Source organism: Streptomyces sp. NBC_01508, assembly GCF_045040315.1.
In the GTDB taxonomy this organism is placed as follows: Bacteria; Actinomycetota; Actinomycetes; order Streptomycetales; family Streptomycetaceae; genus Streptomyces.
Window position 1 is genome coordinate 808,417 of the sequence record NZ_CP109419.1, and the last position, 15,182, is coordinate 823,598.

General features: G+C 70.0%; 14 protein-coding genes. 7 read left to right on the forward strand and 7 right to left on the reverse strand.

Annotation, left to right across the window (positions count from 1 at the left end; genetic code table 11):
- Positions 1–14 precede the first annotated feature (14 nt).
- The 3 genes from OG700_RS03740 to OG700_RS03750 are packed head-to-tail and all read right to left on the reverse strand — an operon-like array spanning position 15 to position 2,883.
- Complete coding sequence (locus tag OG700_RS03740) at positions 15–725, reverse strand: lactate utilization protein C (RefSeq protein ID WP_405608815.1); 711 nt, start codon at positions 723–725, stop codon at positions 15–17.
- On the reverse strand, positions 725–2,167 hold the full coding sequence (locus tag OG700_RS03745) for a LutB/LldF family L-lactate oxidation iron-sulfur protein (protein ID WP_405608818.1): 1,443 nt from the start codon (positions 2,165–2,167) through the stop codon (positions 725–727). The genes OG700_RS03740 and OG700_RS03745 overlap by 1 nt, the downstream gene beginning before the upstream one ends.
- Complete coding sequence (locus OG700_RS03750; RefSeq protein WP_405608821.1) at positions 2,164–2,883, reverse strand: (Fe-S)-binding protein; 720 nt, start codon at positions 2,881–2,883, stop codon at positions 2,164–2,166. The genes OG700_RS03745 and OG700_RS03750 overlap by 4 nt, the downstream gene beginning before the upstream one ends.
- 107 nt (positions 2,884–2,990) lie before the next feature.
- On the opposite strand from OG700_RS03750, the gene cobF reads away from it, so the two are divergent.
- Positions 2,991–3,791, forward strand: a complete 801-nt coding sequence (cobF, locus tag OG700_RS03755; RefSeq protein ID WP_405608824.1) for a precorrin-6A synthase (deacetylating) — start codon at positions 2,991–2,993, stop codon at positions 3,789–3,791.
- Here the strand turns inward: cobF and OG700_RS03760 are convergent.
- The 3 genes from OG700_RS03760 to OG700_RS03770 are packed head-to-tail and all read right to left on the reverse strand — an operon-like array spanning position 3,724 to position 5,304.
- Positions 3,724–4,545, reverse strand: coding sequence for a cobalt-precorrin-6A reductase (locus tag OG700_RS03760; protein WP_405621409.1), 822 nt, complete (start codon positions 4,543–4,545; stop codon positions 3,724–3,726). The two genes, cobF and OG700_RS03760, sit on opposite strands and share 68 nt — an antisense overlap.
- A gap of 19 nt (positions 4,546–4,564) precedes the next feature.
- Positions 4,565–4,867, reverse strand: coding sequence for a DUF5984 family protein (locus OG700_RS03765; RefSeq protein ID WP_405608827.1), 303 nt, complete (start codon positions 4,865–4,867; stop codon positions 4,565–4,567).
- The gene (locus OG700_RS03770) at positions 4,864–5,304 is read right to left on the reverse strand and encodes a DUF5984 family protein (protein ID WP_405608830.1); all 441 of its coding nucleotides are present in this window, start codon (positions 5,302–5,304) and stop codon (positions 4,864–4,866) included. The genes OG700_RS03765 and OG700_RS03770 overlap by 4 nt, the downstream gene beginning before the upstream one ends.
- Before the next feature lie 130 nt (positions 5,305–5,434).
- Here OG700_RS03770 and OG700_RS03775 point away from each other — a divergent pair, with 130 nt between their 5' ends.
- Together OG700_RS03775 and OG700_RS03780 are read left to right on the forward strand one after the other, a co-directional pair.
- Positions 5,435–8,494, forward strand: coding sequence for an NACHT domain-containing protein (locus OG700_RS03775; protein ID WP_405608833.1), 3,060 nt, complete (start codon positions 5,435–5,437; stop codon positions 8,492–8,494).
- Positions 8,495–8,503: 9 nt separating this feature from the next.
- The gene (locus OG700_RS03780; RefSeq protein ID WP_405608836.1) at positions 8,504–8,845 is read left to right on the forward strand and encodes a trypco2 family protein; all 342 of its coding nucleotides are present in this window, start codon (positions 8,504–8,506) and stop codon (positions 8,843–8,845) included.
- Positions 8,846–8,856: 11 nt separating this feature from the next.
- On the opposite strand, the gene rhaI is transcribed toward OG700_RS03780, so the two are convergent.
- The gene (rhaI, locus tag OG700_RS03785) at positions 8,857–10,026 is read right to left on the reverse strand and encodes an L-rhamnose isomerase (protein WP_405608839.1); all 1,170 of its coding nucleotides are present in this window, start codon (positions 10,024–10,026) and stop codon (positions 8,857–8,859) included.
- A 286-nt stretch (positions 10,027–10,312) separates the two neighbouring features.
- Here rhaI and OG700_RS03790 point away from each other — a divergent pair, with 286 nt between their 5' ends.
- The 4 genes from OG700_RS03790 (at position 10,313) to rhaS (ending at position 15,182) form a co-directional block, all read left to right on the forward strand.
- Entirely contained in the window at positions 10,313–11,917 is a 1,605-nt protein-coding gene (locus OG700_RS03790; RefSeq protein WP_405608842.1) for a sugar ABC transporter ATP-binding protein, read from the forward strand.
- Complete coding sequence (locus tag OG700_RS03795) at positions 11,914–12,972, forward strand: ABC transporter permease (protein ID WP_405608845.1); 1,059 nt, start codon at positions 11,914–11,916, stop codon at positions 12,970–12,972. The genes OG700_RS03790 and OG700_RS03795 overlap by 4 nt, the downstream gene beginning before the upstream one ends.
- Positions 12,969–13,976, forward strand: coding sequence for an ABC transporter permease (locus OG700_RS03800; protein WP_405608848.1), 1,008 nt, complete (start codon positions 12,969–12,971; stop codon positions 13,974–13,976). Before OG700_RS03795 ends, OG700_RS03800 begins: the two co-directional genes overlap by 4 nt.
- Before the next feature lie 120 nt (positions 13,977–14,096).
- Complete coding sequence (rhaS, locus tag OG700_RS03805) at positions 14,097–15,182, forward strand: rhamnose ABC transporter substrate-binding protein (RefSeq protein ID WP_405608851.1); 1,086 nt, start codon at positions 14,097–14,099, stop codon at positions 15,180–15,182.

The window sequence follows — 15,182 nt, forward strand, 5'->3', positions numbered from 1 at the left end:
ACACATCCTCACTGTCAGTCCTCGACCAGGACGACCTCCAGCGTGCGCGGGCCGTGGACACCCTCGACCCGGTCCAACTCGATGTCGCTGGTGGCCGAAGGACCCGAGATCCAGGTCAGCGGCCGGGTCGGGTCCAGCCGCGGCATCGCCTGCGGTACGGACGCGACGACCTGCTCCGGTGCCAGGACCACGCAGATGTGGTGGTCCGGGACGAGCGAGATCCGGCGCCTGCCCTGGTCGGGACCGCCGTCGAGGACGATCGTGCCGGTCTCCGCGATGGCCACGGCGCAGCCGGTGACGACGCTGTCGACCTCGTCCAACTCCTGTGCGGTGGACGCTTCCCGGTCATGGATCCGGGTCGGATCGGCGGAGGCGAGCCACCACGGCGGCAGGCCCGGCGGCACCAGGACCGTGCGGGAGCCGTGCTCGGCCAGCAGGCGCATCAGCAGCTCCGCGAGTCCGGCGGAGTCGGTGCGGTGGACGACGGCACGGTAGTCGGCGAGGTTCTCGTGCAGCAGGTCGATCATGCCGGCGTCGGGGGTGTGCGTGTCGAGGTAGTCGCGCGTGACCTCGGGGGCGTCGGGCGCGTCGGCGACGGCGGCGCGGACCCTGGCCAGGATGCGCTCGCGCGAGCCCGATCGAGGGGCTACGGACGGGCCGGTGGCGGAGGGATCGGTCGCGGACGGGCCGGTCTTGGACGGGCCGGCTTCCGGGGCGGTGCTCATCAGGGCTTCTTCCCGTCCGTCTTCGGCTTGCGGTTCTTCTTCCACCAGTCGCGGAACGGCTCCGCCGGCATCTCCGGCAGCTCCCTGCTCCGCGTCCACGCCCCCGCGCCGGGCAGCTTCGACGGGTGCAGCTTGCGGGTCTTCGACGCGACCCGCTCCCCCGCCCCCAGCACGCCGGGATGGTCGAGCACCCAACCCGCCGCCTTGATCGCGGCCTTTTCGAGCCGGTGGCCCTTGCCGCCCTGGTCGGCGACCCGTTCCCGCAGGTGGACCAGTACCTCCGGAATGTCGATCGCCACCGGGCACACCTCGTAGCAGGCGCCGCACAGCGACGACGCGTACGGCAGTGAGGCGTCGATCTCGCTCTGGGTGCCCCGGAGTTGGGGGCTGAGGATCGCGCCGATCGGTCCCGGGTAGACGGAGCCGTACGCATGCCCTCCCGCCCGCTCGTACACCGGGCAGACGTTGAGACACGCCGAGCAGCGGATGCAGCGCAGCGCCTGGCGGCCGACCTCGTCGGCGAGGGTGCCGGTGCGGCCGTTGTCGAGGAGGACGAGGTGGAAGGTCCGCGGCCCGTCGCCGTCGGCGGTGCCCGTCCAGGTCGAGGTGTACGGGTTCATCCGCTCGGCCGTCGACGAGCGCGGCAGCGTCTGGAGGAACACCTCCAGATCCCGCCAGCTCGGCACCACCTTTTCGATGCCCACGACGGAGATCAGCGTCTCGGGCAGCGTCAGACACATCCGCCCGTTGCCCTCGGACTCGAAGACGACGAGCGTGCCGGTCTCGGCGACCATGAAGTTGGCGCCGGAGATGCCGACCTTGGCGCGCAGGAACTTCTCACGGAGGTGGAGCCGCGCGGCCTCGGCGAGGTCCGCCGGGATGTCGGAGAGCCCGTCGGGCGCGGCGCGCCCCCAGTCGGCCATCTTCGCGCGGAAGATGTCGCGGATCTCGCCGCGGTTGCGGTGGATGGCGGGGACGAGGATGTGGGAGGGCCGGTCGTCGCCGAGTTGGACGATCAGTTCGGCGAGGTCGGTCTCGTACGCCGCGATGCCCTCGGCCTCCAGGGCCTCGTTGAGACCGATCTCCTGTGTGGCCATCGACTTGACCTTGACGACCTCGCTCTCGCCGGTGGCCTTGACCAGATCGGCGACGATCCGGTTGGCCTCGTCGGCGTCGGCCGCCCAGTGGACGGTGCCGCCCGCCTCGGTGACCCGGGTCTCCAACTGGACGAGATAGCGGTCGAGATGGCGCAGCGTGTGGTCTTTGATCTGCTTCCCGGCCTCGCGCAGCTCGGCCCAGTCGGCGAGTTCGGCCACCGCCTTGGCGCGCTTGTCGCGGATGGTGTGGGTGGCGTGGCGCAGATTGCCGCGCAGGGTCTTGTTGTGCACGGCCTCCTTGGCCGACTGCGGGAAGGACGGCATACCGACGAACGTCCCGCTCATACGAGGGGCTCCTCTCGGGTGCTCGCCAGAATGTCGGCGAGATGCAGGGCGCGCAGCGGTGCGTTCTCCCGGCGCAGGACGCCCCCGATGTGCATGAGGCAGGAGTTGTCGGCGCCGCACAGCACGTCGGCGCCGGTGGAGACGGCGTTGCTGACCTTGTCCTGGCCCATGGCGGTCGAGACATCGGAGTTCTTGACGGCGAATGTGCCGCCGAAACCGCAGCATTCGTCGGCGCCGGGCAGTTCGCGCAGCTCCAGTCCCTCGACGGCCTCCAGCAGGCGGCGGGGTCTGTCCCCGAGGCCGAGGAGGCGCAGGCCGTGGCAGGACGGGTGGTAGGTCACGGTGTGCGGGAAGTACGCGCCGACGTCGGTCACTTGGAGGACGTCGACGAGGAATTCGGTGAGCTCGTAGGTGCGGGTGGCGAGGGACGCGGCCGAGGCGTCGCCGATCTTCGGGTAGTGCTGCCGGACCATGGCGGCACAGGATCCCGAGGGGGTCACCACGTACTCGTACCCCTCGAAGGCGGCGGCCGTACGGCGTACGAGCGGCTCGGTCTCCTTGCGGTAGCCGGTGTTGAACTGGGGCTGGCCGCAACAGGTCTGCGCCTCGGGGAAGTCGACCTCCACTCCGAGGCGTTCGAGGAGCCGCACGGTCGCGATCCCGGTGGACGGATACACCGCGTCGTTGACGCAGGTGACGAAGAGGGCGACACGCATGGCCGGAGCATATGCCGCGACCTGCGGCGAACGTAAGACCCGCGCAGTCATCCGATGTATCGACGGTGACTGAAGGTCCGGTGGAGTGGTGAGGCAGACTCGGGCCGGTGAGAGAGATTCTTGTGATCGGCATCGGCGCGGGCGACCCGGACCAGCTGACCCTCCAGGCGGTCAAGGCGCTGAACCGGGTGGACGTCTTCTTCCTCCTCGACAAGGGCGAAGCGAAGGCCGACCTGATCCGGCTGCGGCACGACATCCTCGCGGAGCACATCGCGGACGGCCGGGAGTACCGGCTGGTCGAGGCGCGCGACCCGGACCGGGACCGGACGGCGGGCGGCGCCGACTACTCCCCCGCCGTCGGGGACTGGCGCAGCCGGCGCGCCGACATCTACGAGCGGATGATCACCGACGAGCTGGGCGAGGACCAGGTCGGGGCGTTCCTGGTGTGGGGCGATCCCGCGCTGTACGACTCCACGCTCGGCATCCTGGACGAGATCCTGGCGCGCGGTGCGGTCGGCTTCACGCACGAGGTGATTCCCGGCATCAGCAGCGTCTCGGCGCTGCTCGCCAAGCACCGCACGGGGCTGAACCGGGTGGCGCGCCCGGTTCAGATCACCACCGGCCGGAGGCTGGCCGAGGCGTGGCCGGACGGGGTGGACGATGTGGTGGTGATGCTGGACGGGCACCAGTCCTTCCGCCACTACCTGACGGAGAACCCGGTCATCCACTGGGGCGCGTACGTCGGGACGGCGGACGAGATCCTGGTGTCGGGGCGGCTGGCGGAGGTCGCGGACCGGATCGTGGAGCTACGGGCGGAAGCCCGCGCCCGCAAGGGCTGGATCATGGACACGTATCTGCTGCGTCGGGACACGCCTCGGGACACGCCTCGGGACACGCCTCGCGACTGAGCCCGAGCCGGGCGAGTGCGGCGCGTACGTCGGGGACTTCCGGTACGCCCTGGGGTGCGGGCGGCCGTTCGACCATGACCACGGGCAGGCCGAGTTCTCGGGCGGCGGCGAGTTTCGCGGCGGTGGCCCGGCCGCCGCTGTCCTTGGTGACGAGGACGTCGACGCGGTGTTCGAGCAGGAGCCTCCGCTCGCCTTCGAGGGTGTACGGACCCCGGTCGAGCAGGATGTGCGTGCTGCGGGGCAGTGGCGGCTCGGGCGGTTCCACGGTGCGTACGAGGAAGTGCAGCCCGTCCAGCTCGGGACCCGCGAAGGCGGCGAGGCCCTGCCGGCCGGTGGTCAGGAAGACGCGCCTGCCGCCGAGTACGGGGAGCCGCGCGGCGGCGTCCGCGAGCGAGCGGGCGGGGTGGCGGCGGTCGCGCGGGTCGGCGGGCCAGCCGGGGCGGCGCAGCGCGAAGTGGTCGGTGCCGGAGGCGGCTGCCGCCTGGGCGGCGTGGGCGCTGATGGTGGCGGCGAAGGGGTGCGTGGCGTCCACGAGGACATCGATGCGGTGCGCACGGAGCCACCCGGCGAGGGCATCGGGTCCGCCGAAGCCGCCGACGCGGACGTTACCGGCGAGGGGCGTGGCCGGGTTCGAGACGCGCCCGGCGAGGGAGGTGGTGACGTGCGCGTGGGGAGCTTCGGCGGCGAGCGCGTCGGCGAGACGACGGGCTTCGGTGGTGCCACCGAGGATCAGCACGCGCAGGTCGTGGGGCATGTCGGACATACGGACGAGGCTACGGGGGTGGCACGGGGGCAAGGAGGCGGACCCCGGCGCGTACGGCCGCCCAGCCGGTGTCGTACTCGGGGTCCAGGGCGCGGCGGAGCCAGGTCGCGCGGTCCCGCTGCTCGTGGCGGAGATGGTGGAGGTCGATCCCGACGCCGGGCGGGGGGCCGGTGGCCTCCAGTGCGGTCACGCGCTCTTCCATGGCGGCGAAGAGGTCGTGGTCGAAGGCCGTCACGGCGTCGGTGAAGGCGGACATCGGTACGGTGACGCGGCCGTGGCAGTCGTCCTGGGCGCCGGTCCAGGTGACGGTCATGAGGTCGTCGCCGACGCCTCGCCGGACACGCCGCCGGACACGCCGCCCACGGTCCGCCACCAGCGGATGTGCGGCGCGGACCGCAAGTACCCCATGTCGAGGCTGTGTTGGCCGTACCAGCCGACCGCCGCCTCGGTCTCCGCCTCGGTCTCCGGGTTGTCGACGGGAAGCCAGGCGGAGTGGTCATCGGCGACGAACGGGAGCAGATCGTTCGGCACCGGTTCCAACGCCTCGGGCAGGGCGACGAGCACGTCTTCCCAGAGCCGGACCACGTAGTAGTCGACGTACGTGCCGTCGCTGTAGCGGAACAGGTGGTGGCCGTCGGCCTCAAGGCCGTACCAGCCGTCGGTCAGGCTGAACCAGCTCAGGTAGGGCGTCTCGCCACCCCACGGCCGGATGTCGTCGACCGGCCGCAGTCCGAACCGAAATTGGATCACCCGCCGAGTCTCCCAAATTCAGGCCATGCCCTTAACGTGCCGTCATAGCATGAGGGTTGGGGAACGGCGGCGGGTCGGGGCGCCGTCGTTGATCGGGGGGTCAGGGGTCATCAAGGACCGCATCGCCGCCGTGTTCGGAGTCACACAGGGCAGCGGCTATCTGCTCGCCGCGCGCCTCGTCCTCACCGCACGCCATCTCGTGAACGAGAACGTGGAAACGACGGTCGTCGTGCCGGGCGGGCGCGGCCGTATCCGCTGCCGGACCTTGTGGGCCGGTGAGGCCGAAGAGGAGGAGAGCGACGCGGCGCTGCTGCTCGCGGACGAGGACCTGGTGACGCCTGAGACCGCAGAGGCGTTCCAGCCCAACCGGTTCGGAAGCGTCGACGGTCTCGCTCCGCTGTTGGACTGCTACGCCCTCGGATATCCCCAAGTACAGCGGTACGACGGCCAGAAGCTGGACACCGAGCAGTTCCTCGGCACGATCAAGCCTGGTTCGGGGAGCGTGCGCGGCACGTATGTCGTGGAGGGGACGGGCACTCCCCCGGCCGTGCGCGACGACGGGGAGTCGCCGTGGGCCGGAATGTCCGGCGCGCCTGTCTTCGTAGGCAGACACATCATCGGTGTGGTGACCAAGGACTCCGCGGGCTGGCAGCACGGCCGGCTCAACGCGGTGTCCCTGTTCAGGCTGTTCTCCGTGCCCACTTTCGCCAACGCGTGCCATTTCAGACTCCGCGAGCCCACGAGCTTCACCACTCTGCGCCGTACCCCGGACCACTCGGCCGAGTTCGAGGACCGGTACCGCGCCTACATCGCGGAGGCGTTCGGCGAACTGAGCATCTTCGGACTCGACTTCAGCCGGTCCGAACACGCCCGGTGGCCGCTCGACTCCGCCTACCTCAGTCTCGAACTCGTCCATGGCCACGGAGAGGCCACGGAGGGCGTGACCCCCGAGCGCGGCCGGGTCGAGTCGGTCCTGCGCGACCGGCGGCGTGTGCTGCTGCGCGGCGCGGCCGGTTCCGGCAAGACCACGCTCGTGCAGTGGCTGGCGGTGAACGCCGCGCGGGATTCCTTCGGTGGGCAGCTCGCCCACCTCGACGGGCGTATCCCCGTCGTCCTGCCGCTGCGCACGCTGGTGCGCGGCGCGGCGCTGCCCACTCCGGCTGAATTCCTCAGGGCGGCGGGGCATCCGCTGAACCCTCCCGAAGGGTGGATGGACGCGGTGCTCACGGAGGGCCGCGGGCTGCTTCTCGTGGACGGTGTGGACGAGATGCCGGAGGCGGACCGCGCCCGGACGAAGCGGTGGCTGGTCAATCTGCTGATCGCCTATCCGCGTACGGCCGTGGTGGTCACCACCCGGCCGACGGCGGTGGACGACGGTTGGCTGAGCCGTGGGGAGTTCACCGAGTTCCAGTTGCTGCCGATGAGCCGGCGGGACGTCACCGCGTTCGTACAGCGCTGGCACAACGCGGCGCGCTCGATCACCCCGCGCACGTCCGAGCGGGCCGAACTCGACTCGTACGAGGCGCAGTTGATGTCCACGCTGCCGCGCACCCAAGACCTGGCCCGGCTCGCCACCAACCCCCTCATGTGCGCGATGATCTGCGCCCTGTACCGCGACCGGCGCGGGTTCCTGCCGGACAGCAGGATGAAGCTGTACGGCGCGGCGCTGACGATGCTCCTGATTCGGCGCGACCACGAACGGGAAATCGGGGCGCCGGAGGGGCTGACGCTCTCCGAGGAGACGCAGCAGAAGATCCTCCAGGAGATCGCGTACTGGATGATCCGCAACGAGATCGCCGAGGCGGAGCAGTGGGACGTGATCGGGTTGATCCACCGGCTCCTGCCGGCCATGCCACAGGTCGCGGCGCCCGACGACGCCTCACAGGTCTTCCGGTTCCTGCTGCATCGCAGTGGCGTCCTGCGCGCGCCTGCGGCGGGCACGGTGGACTTCATTCATCGGACGTTTCTGGACTATCTCGGGGCGCGGGCGGCCATCGAGGCACAGGACATCAACATGATCGCCGCGCACGCCCATGAACCGCAGTGGGAGGACATCGTCCGGATGGCTGTCGGCCACGCCCGGGACGCCGAGCGGGCGACATTGCTGAAGCAGCTCGTGGCTCGGGGGGACGCCGTTCCCGAGTCCTCGCACGACGTCAAGGTCCGGATCCATCTGCTGGCCGCCGCCAGTCTGGAGCACGCGACGAGCCTCGATCCGGCGGTCCGCAGGGAGGTGGAGCTGCGGGCCGCCGCGCTGATCCCACCGAGGAACGGCGACGAGGCGCAGTGGTTGTCCTACGCCGGCCCCCTTGTGCTGGATCTCCTGCCGGGGCCGGGCGGCCTGTCGTACGAGGTAGCGGCGGCCGTCGTGACGACCGCCCGGCTGATCGGCGGCGACCACGCGTTGCAGGTGCTGCGAGAGTACGCGGAGCATCCGGCGCACGGCGTACGGGTCGAACTCGTCCGCGCCTGGGAGTCCTTCGACACGATCGCGTTCGCCGGACTCGTCCTCGCCCGTATGATCACCGACGATCTGACCGTCCCGGTGCACTCCCCGGAACTGCTCGCCGCCCTGCACCTGGTCGGGGTCGCGTCCGATGTGGCCTTTCATGGCGAGCTGAGTCCCGAGGGGATCGCGAGCGCCGTCCGGGCGGTGCGAGCGGACCGGGTCACCATCTCCGACAACAGCCGGCTGAAGGATCTTCGGGCATTCGCCGAGAAGGCCGTCTCGCCGACCCAGCTGATCCTGGTGTCGTGCGTCGAGGTCAACGACTACAGCGGTGTCGCCGACCTCGGCCTGCGGAAGCTCAGTCTGTACGACGTGCACCCCGCACAGGACCTGTCCGGGCTCGGTGCCGTCACCGACCTCCCAGCGCTCACACTCAGCATTTTTGGCGGCTCGGGGGAGCCGGACACACTGGCTCTGCCCTTGAGTCTGCCCGCTCTCGCGTCCGTCACCCGGCTCCACCTCGTCCTGCGGATCCACCGGGACACCGATGCCGGCCGGCTCCGGGAACTCTTCCCGAATCTGCGACAGCTGCTCCTGCGGCTGGAGTCCGCGGGACCGGTCACCGTGGACCTCTCGGCGTTGACCTGGGTTCCCCAGGTCGATGTCACGATCACCGGCGGCGCCGTACGTCTCACGGGCTACGAACTCCTCTCCATCCGCCACTTGTCACCACCCGAGTAAGGACCCCTCATGCCCCCCGCCGACCTCCCCCGCATCGACCTGACCCAAGCCGTCCAGGTCATCCGTGACCAGCTCATGGCCGCCGCCTCGCAGAGCGACGGCCAGGACCTCCGCTTCGATGTGGGCGAGATCCAGATGGAGTTCGCCGTCGAACTGCGCCACGACACCCACGTCAAGGGTGGTGTCAAAGCCTGGGTGTTCTCCGCCGACGCGGAGACCGGGCGCGGCGCCGCCCACACCCACAAGGTGGCGTTCACGCTGAAGCCCAAGAACGCCCGTACCGGCGGAGACTGGGAGATCGGCAACGACGGCCCGGAGGCGGACATCTCCGCCTTCGGCACGGGCAGTTGAGCCAAGGGAACTTACGCGCCCCACCCCGCCTGTTCCCCGCCCACCCGCTCCGCCACGATCCTCTTCCCGTAGCCCGACGCGTGGTACGCCGCCACCGGGTCCGCGTCCGCGCCCAGTTCGACGCGGACCTCGGCCACCAGCGGGCGTACGTCCGTGTTGTAGGCGTCCATCAGCGCCGCGTTCGCCGCCAGGACGTCGCCGTCGCGCTGGGCGGCGGCCAGGGCGGCGGCGTCCACCAACAGCGCCTTGGCCGTGGCTTCCTGAACGTTCATCACCGAGCGGATGACGGCGGGGATCTTCTCCTCGATGTTGTGGCACTGGTCGAGCATGAAGGCGATGTCCGGGGTGAAGCCGCCGCCCCGGATCACCTCGTACATGATCCGGAACAACTGGAACGGGTCGGCGGCGCCGGCCATCAGGTCGTCGTCCGCGTAGAAGCGGGAGTTGAAGTCGAATCCGCCGAGCTTCCCCTCCCGCAGCAGGATCGCGACGATGAACTCGATGTTCGTGCCGGGAGCGTGGTGGCCGGTGTCCACGACGACCTGGGCCTTCTCGCCGAGGCGCAGGCAGTGCGCGTAGGCCGTTCCCCAGTCGGGGACGTCGGTGACGTAGAAGGCGGGCTCGAAGAGCTTGTACTCGACCAGCATCCGCTGGTCGTCGCCGAGCCGTTCGTACACGGCCGCCAGCGCCTCACCCAGGCGGTCCTGGCGGGCGCGGATGTCGTCCTGGCCGGGGTAGTTGGTGCCGTCCGAGAACCACAGCTTGAGGTCCCGTGACCCCGTCGCGTCCATGATGTCGACGCACTCCATCAAGTGCCCGAGCGCCTTGCGGCGCACCGTGGCGTCCGGGTGGCAGACGCTGCCGAGCTTGTAGTCGTCGTCCTGGAAGACGTTGGCGTTGACGGTGCCGAGCTTCACGCCGCGTTCGCGGGCGTGCGTGGCCAGCGCGCCGTAGTCGTCGACCTTGTCCCAGGGGATGTGGAGCGCGACCGTGGGCGCGACACCTGTGTGGGCGTGCACGCGGGCCGCGTCGTCCAGCTTCTCCTCGGGGGTACGGGGGACACCGGGCCGGGCGAAGACCTTGAACCGGGTCCCGCTGTTGCCGTACGCCCAGGACGGCGTCTCGACGGACTGGGCCGCGAGGGCCGCCTTCACGGCGGAGATGTCGGATCGGCTCGTCATCTCTCAACGCTCCATTCGGCAGACCATGAATCGATTCATCATGGGCGATGATGAGCCGGGCCACCCTGCGTGTCAAGGCCCCGACTCACCGACACCGGACCGGCGGGCACATCACACCGAAGAGACGCGGGTTTCCGCTGCACGCCCATTGACGCGAAGCGCTCGGCCCGTCTAGCTTCCGGAAAAGTTGAATCCTTTCATGAGCGATGACTTCATGACCGACCGCATGACCCGAACGCACGACTGACTTCATGACCGACCACACAGCCCCGCCGAGGAGCCCGCCATGGAAAAGCCCGACAAGGGCCCGGCCCCTGTCCTGGCGCTGAGGGGAGTCTCCAAATCCTTCGGAGCCGTACGGGCCCTGCACGACGTCTCCCTGGATCTGCGGCCCGGTGAGATCCACGCCCTGGCCGGCGAGAACGGTGCGGGCAAGTCCACCCTTATCAAGACCCTGGCCGGAGTCCACCGCCCCGACGAGGGAAACATCCTGCTCGCCGGCGCGCCCGTCGTCTTCCACGGCCCCGCCGACGCCCGGGACGCCGGGATCGCCGTCATCTACCAGGAGCCGACTCTCTTCCCCGATCTGTCCATCGCCGAGAACATCTTCATGGGCCGCCAGCCCCGGCGCTCGGCCGGGCGCATCGACCGCAAGGCCGTCCACCGCGCGACGGCCGACCTGATGAGCAGGCTCGGGGTGGCGCTCGACCCGCGGCGCCCCGCACGCGGACTGTCCATCGCGGACCAGCAGATCGTCGAGATCGCCAAGGCGCTCTCCTTCGACGCCCGCGTCCTGATCATGGACGAGCCCACGGCAGCGCTCACCGGCGGCGAGACCGCCCGGCTGTTCTCCGTCGTACGGTCACTGCGGGCGGAAGGCGCCGCGGTGCTGTTCATCTCGCACCGGCTGGAGGAGATCTTCGGCCTCTGCTCGCACGTCACCACGCTGCGCGACGGCCGGCACATCGCCTCCGAATCGCTCGACGGGCTCACCGAGGACGACCTCGTGCGCCGTATGGTCGGCCGCGACCTGGACGATCTGTATCCCAAGGCGGCGGCCGAGCCCGGCTCGACGGCGCTGTCGGTGAGCCGGCTGACCCGCGAAGGTGTCTTCAGGGACGTCTCGTTCGAGGTACGGCGCGGTGAGATCGTCGCCCTGGCCGGGCTGGTGGGCGCGGGGCGCAGCGAGGTCGCGCAGGCCGTCTTCGGGGTGGACCGCGCCGACGCGGGCGAGGTGCGGGTCGACGGCCGTGCCCTGCCCGCCGGTTCGCCGACCGCCGCGATGGACGCCGGGCTCGCGCTCGTTCCCGAGGACCGGCGGCTGCGCGGACTGGTCATGGAGATGTCGATCGAGCGGAACATCGGTCTGACCGGACTGCGCGGCCTCCGCCGCCGCGGACTGGTGAGCCGGGCGCTCGAACACGGGCGCGCCGCCGACTGGGCGGTCAAACTCCAGCTCAAATACAACAAGTTGACCGATCCGGTGTCCGTCCTGTCCGGCGGCAACCAGCAGAAGGTCGTCCTCGCGAAGTGGCTGGCGACCGATCCGGCCGTACTCATCGTCGACGAGCCCACCCGCGGCATCGACGTCGGTACGAAGGCCGAGGTCCACCGGCTGCTCTCGTCCCTGGCCGCGGACGGACTGGCGGTGCTGATGGTGTCGTCCGATCTTCCCGAGGTGCTGCGCATGGCCGACCGGATCCTCGTGATGCACGAGGGGCGACTCACCGCCGAGATCCCGCGTGAGCGGGCGACGGAGGAGGTGGTGATGGCCGCGGCGACCGGCCGTACGCCGGGCAGAGACCCCGACGGGACCAACACCGGCCCCGGCCCCGGCCGCGACTCCGATCCCGACTCCGGACGTACGGCGGCAAAGGAGCCGACGCCATGACCACCACGCTCGACAAACCCGCCCCGGACAGCCCGGACGGCCCGGAGGCTCCGGCCGAGGACGGCCGGTCGGCCCGGTCGCTGGTCGATGCCGTCTTCCGTGCCCGGGAGATCGCGATCGGCGGCGCGCTGGCGGTGCTGATCCTGGGTACCGGGATCGCCAACCCCGGCTTCCTGGACGACCAGGGCATCAAGGATCTGCTCCTCAACTCCTCGATCCTGGTGCTGCTCGCCGTCGGTCAGTCCGTTGTCGTGATCACCCGCAACATCGACCTGTCGGTGGGCTCGGTGGTCGGTCTCACCGCCTTCGCCTGCGGCCACTTCGTCTCCGGCACCGACCACAGCGCGCTCACCGTCGTCCTGCTCGGTATCGCGCTGGGCACCGTCTGCGGGCTGGTCAGCGGCGCGCTCGTCAGTTTCGGCCGGGTGCCGGCGCTGGTGGTGACGCTCGGCATGCTCTACATCATCCAGGGCATCGACCACGCCTGGGCGCACGGCGAGCAGATCAACGCGGTCAACGTGCCCGACGGTGTGCTCGCGCTCGGCTCCGGCAGCGTCCTCGGCATTCCCTACCTGCCGCTGATCTCCGCCGCCGTGCTCGCCGCGACCGGCTACTACCTGCGCACGTACCGCGGCGGACGCGAGCTGTACGCGATCGGGTCGAGCCCGGACGCCGCGCGGCTGGCGGGCATTCCCGTACGGCGCCGGATCCTGGCCGCCTACGCGTTCTCCGGCGCGATCGCGGGCTTCGCCGGCGCGCTGTGGCTCGCCCGCTTCGGCACCGTCGTCGCGGACGCGGCCAACGGCTGGGAGCTGACCGTCGTCAGCGCCGTCGTCGTCGGCGGCGTCGCCATCACGGGCGGCACGGGCAGCGTCTGGGGCGCGGCGCTCGGCGCGCTGCTGCTCACCACCATCGGCAGCGCACTGGTCGTCCTCAAGGTCGACTCCTTCTGGCAACAGGCCATCACCGGGGTGCTGTTGCTCGCGGCCATCACCACCGACCGCGTCTTGCGGGTGCGTACCACCAGCGCGCTCAGGAAGAGGAGCCGACGATGACCGCACTGACGAAGTATCTGCGCTGGGACACGACCGTCGGCATCCTGCTGATCGCGGTCTTCCTGGCCGGCAGCGGCAGTACGGAGGGGTTCGCCAACACGGACAATCTCTCCGCCGCGCTCGGTGATGTCTCCGAGATCGCGCTGATCGCCCTGCCGATGACCCTGCTGGTGGTCGCGGGGCAGGTCGATCTCTCCGTCGCGTCGATGCTGGGGCTGTCCAGCGCGCTCGCCGGTTCGCTCTGGCAGGCGGGCTTCGCGTTCGAACTGATCGTGCCCATCTGCCTGTTGGCGGGTGCTGCCGGCGGGCTGCTGAACGGCTGGCTGGTGACCCGCGTCGGGCTGCCCTCGCTGGCCGTCACCATCGGCACGCTCACCCTGTACCGCGGGCTGGCGTCCGTCATCCTCGGCGACGAGGCGGTGGCCGACTTCCCGGAGACGTACGCGAAGTACGCGGCGTACACGGAGACGGTGCCCGGCACGTTCGTCCCGTATCCGGTCGCGCTGTTCGCCGTGCTGGCGGTCGGCACGGCGATCGCCCTGCACTGCACGGGCTTCGGCCGTTCGCTGTTCGCGATCGGTGCCCAGGAGGACGCCGCGTGGTTCGCGGGCATCCGCGTCAAGCGGCTCAAGCTGGCGCTGTTCGTGGTGTCCGGTCTCGTCGCGTCGTTCGCCGGGATCGTCTACACGCTGCGCTACGGCAGCGCACGCGCCGACAACGGGCTCGGTCTCGAACTGGTCGTCATCGCCTCGGTGTTGCTCGGTGGTGTCGACTTCGACGGGGGCAAGGGCACGCTCGGCGGCGCCGTCGCGGGCGTGCTGCTGATCGGGCTCCTGACGAATCTGCTGACCCTCAACGACATCTCCAACGAGATCCAGGTGATCGTCACCGGCCTGCTGCTCGTCGCGTCCGTGCTGACGCCGCGGATCATCTCCGTGGTCTCCGAACGCCGGCACCGGCGCAGGGCGGCCGAGGAATCCGTCCCGGTCTCGGCCGCGCCGTGACGTCCGCGCCCTGACCTACTCACCGACTTCCGGCTTCCGGCTTCCGTGTTCCGTGTTCCGACTTCCGCGCCTCGCCACCCTCCGACTTCCCCGCTCCGACCCTCCCGAAAGGCACCCACCATGCTGTCGCAGGCCCGCACCCGACGCCGCGCCGTCGCCGCATCCGCCGCGCTCTGCGCCCTGACGCTCGCCGTGACCGGCTGCTCGGGCACCACCAAGGACTCCGTCAAGGAGGACGGCCCGGCCAAGTCGGGCAACGCCAAGGCGAATCCGGACGCCCCGCTCAAGAAGGGCCTGAAGATCGCCTTCCTGCCCAAGCAGATCAACAACCCGTACGAGAAGATCGTCGACGACGCGGGCATCGCGGCGGCCGGGGACATCGGCGCCACCGGCAAGGAGGTCGGCCCGTCCACCGCGAACGCGTCCTCGCAGGTGTCGTACATCAACACGCTCATCCAGCAGAAGCAGGACGCGATCCTGATCGCGGCCAACGACCCCAACGCGGTGTGCGGCCCGCTCAAGCAGGCCATGAAGCAGAACATCAAGGTCGTCGCGTACGACTCCGACACCGCCAAGGACTGCCGCCAGCTCTTCATCAACCAGGCCAGCTCCGAGGAGATCGGCCGCAGCCAGGTCCGCAACATCGCCAAGCAGCTCGGCAACAAGGGCGAGATCGCGATCCTGTCGGCGACACAGAACGCGACGAACCAGAACACCTGGATCGAGTTCATGAAGGACGAGCTGACGAAGCCCGAGTACAAGGACATGAAGCTGGTCAAGGTCGCGTACGGGGACGACGACGACCAGAAGTCGTTCCAGGAGACGCAGGGGCTGCTCAAGGCGTACCCGAATCTGAAGGGCATCATCTCGCCGACGACGGTCGGCATCGCGGCGGCGGCCCGCTACATCGGCGACTCCTCCTACCAGGGGAAGGTCGTCCTCAACGGCCTCGGCACGCCCAACCAGATGCGCAAGTACATCGAGAACGGCACGCTCGACCAGTTCTCGCTGTGGGACCCGAAGAAGCTCGGCTACCTCGGAACATACGCGGCGGCGGCGCTGGCGTCCGGGCAGATCACCGGGGCCGAGGGTGAGAAGTTCAAGGCCGGCGACCTGGGTGAGTACACGGTCGGCAAGGACGGTGAGATCATCCTCGGCCCGCCGACGGTCTTCGACGCGAAGAACATCGGCGACTTCGACTTCTGA